Origin of the sequence: Paraburkholderia sp. J63, assembly GCF_905220245.1 — a bacterium.
Taxonomy (GTDB): Bacteria; Pseudomonadota; Gammaproteobacteria; order Burkholderiales; family Burkholderiaceae; genus Paraburkholderia.
Window position 1 is genome coordinate 1 of the sequence record NZ_CAJMZF010000247.1, and the last position, 207, is coordinate 207.

Annotated in this window: 1 protein-coding gene; it reads right to left on the bottom strand. The window is 64.7% G+C overall.

Annotated features, from left to right (window positions below; translation table 11 throughout):
* The coding region (locus U5775_RS39385; protein WP_322063493.1) for a hypothetical protein at nt 1–207 on the bottom strand (207 nt) is incomplete at both ends.

The following is a 207-nucleotide window of genomic DNA, read 5'->3' on the forward strand; positions in this document are numbered from 1 at the left end:
TTGTGCAGCGCCACCGGCGTGGTCGCGTCCGTGCCGCCCAGCGTCAGCGAATCGTGCGCCGACGAGTCGTACGTCACCGCATCGGCCAGTTGACCGTTGATGTTCGTGATATCGCCCTGCAGCGTCGTCACGGCCTGATTCGTCGCAAACAGTTGCTGACCGTTCACCGCGTCCGTGCTCGATGCGCTCAGCAGCCCGTTGGCCACA